This is a genomic window from Microbacterium neimengense (genome assembly GCF_054782995.1).
The window spans coordinates 1-1,716 of the sequence record NZ_BAAGRK010000027.1 but is presented as its reverse complement, the minus strand read 5'-3'; the positions used below and the strand labels follow the sequence as shown (position 1 = coordinate 1,716).

At 36.8% G+C, this 1,716-nt stretch carries 2 tRNA genes; one reads left to right on the top strand and one right to left on the bottom strand.

Annotated features, from left to right (window positions below):
- Positions 1–667 precede the first annotated feature (667 nt).
- Positions 668–738 (bottom strand) — tRNA-Met (locus tag ACYVJS_RS16295).
- A gap of 779 nt (positions 739–1,517) precedes the next feature.
- Between ACYVJS_RS16295 and ACYVJS_RS16290 the strand changes: the two genes are divergently transcribed.
- Positions 1,518–1,590 (top strand) — tRNA-Lys (locus tag ACYVJS_RS16290).
- The last annotated feature ends 126 nt before the right edge of the window (positions 1,591–1,716 follow it).

Sequence of the window (1,716 nt, the reverse complement as noted above, 5' to 3'; positions counted from 1 at the left end):
TCCCGGCCATATAATATTGTTTCTTTTATTTTAAAAATTCTCGGTTAGGTATATTTTATTATCTTAGAGCTAAATAAGCCGGATTCTGTTATTAAGTTAATGTATCTATATTTAATTTTTACCTCGACCGAGCGTCTTGATGCGACCAGCCGGGACCGTTATTAAAAATTAGTCAGCCCCTCTCGTGTTACGTGAGGAATTTAAATTAAATAAAAGGCTTTTCATAGGTTAAATGACTCTATCAATCATATAATTACATGAATGATCTATTTCTTTTTATTACCCTAATTCTCATTAGATATTTTACATTATGATTTATAAATTTTATAATTCTCAGCCAGACATACAATGTTGCCAGTTAAGATAAAATTTAAGCCCCGGACTTTCCTCCACTACATGGTCCCTCGCCTTTTAGGCGAGGAAACCAAATTTTTGGTTAACTATTATAGCTCCTAAGATATAAAATTTACCCTCGGGGCGCTGAGCCCCGGGGATGCCCACGATTGGGGGCAACTTTGTCGCTTCCAAATTAATCTTTCTTTTAACTACCCCGGGTCAGGCTTACCTTAGATTTAAAAATACTAAAACGTTCACTCAGAACGGCTAATAGTTTTTAATAAAAATTAAAGACAAGTTTAGTATACATCGTTATAGGTTTTATGTTATTGTGCGGGTGATAGATTTGAACTACCACGTCTAGATCATGAGTCTAGTATGCTGCCATTACACCAACCCGCATTTTTAGTAAATAATTAAATATGAGGAGAGAGGGATTCGAACCCCCAAAGAGCACGTGGCTCACGAGTTTACAGCTCGCTCACTGACCAATCAGTATTCGCCCCTAGCCACTTATTTATTATGATTTAAATTTTTATAGCTTCATACGCCAAAATTTGGCGTATAAAGCCTTTCGCAAGACAAAAGTTTATAAATAAATGCCCGAGATAATAAACCCCGGTTTAATTTTGAATTTATTGATTACTTATATAATATCATATAATAAACTCCAGTTTGGAGGGCAATCGCTTGTTGTTATGGCTTTTAGCATGCCAGATGATATTTGTTTGAAATTTTTATTTAAGGGCAGCAATACCGCCCTATTTTAAGACCAACAAGTGACTTGAACACTTATCTGGAAGATTTGCAATCTATCGCATTACCAGTTATGCTAGCTGGTCTAAATTTATAAACCTTGGGGTCGGTATCACCAGACTTAAGGGTCCAGGATGCAGCCTCGAGCTTTACTTATATTTTTAAAAATAATTTGAAGTCCAAAGATAGTTTGTGTAAACTAGTTTGAGTAGCTAGTTTTAGGGAATCGCATAGCTGCCTTTATATAAATATAAATTCAAGGTTTTAGGAGTCTCGGGCCGATCCTTCGGCACGTGGGCCTCCATAAAATTTTGGCGTACGATGCCGCAAAATTAAAAACCGGCCCTCGGCCCCGCGGTTTTAAGATTAGTCAGAGGCAGTAACATTAAACACCTAACTCGGATTTTGTATAAGTAACAGATTAAGGGGTTGTAACTTAATCGGTAAAGTTCCCGACTTTTAATCGGTATTATTAGGGTTCGAATCCCTACGACCTCAATTTAATTGCCCTAGGTCGGGTTCATCTTGTACTTGGGTCTGCCTTAGATAATAATTAAATCAAGCGGACGTACTGTTACCCTACTAAGGCTTGATATAAGAAAGAGTTAATTCTTAGACCATAGG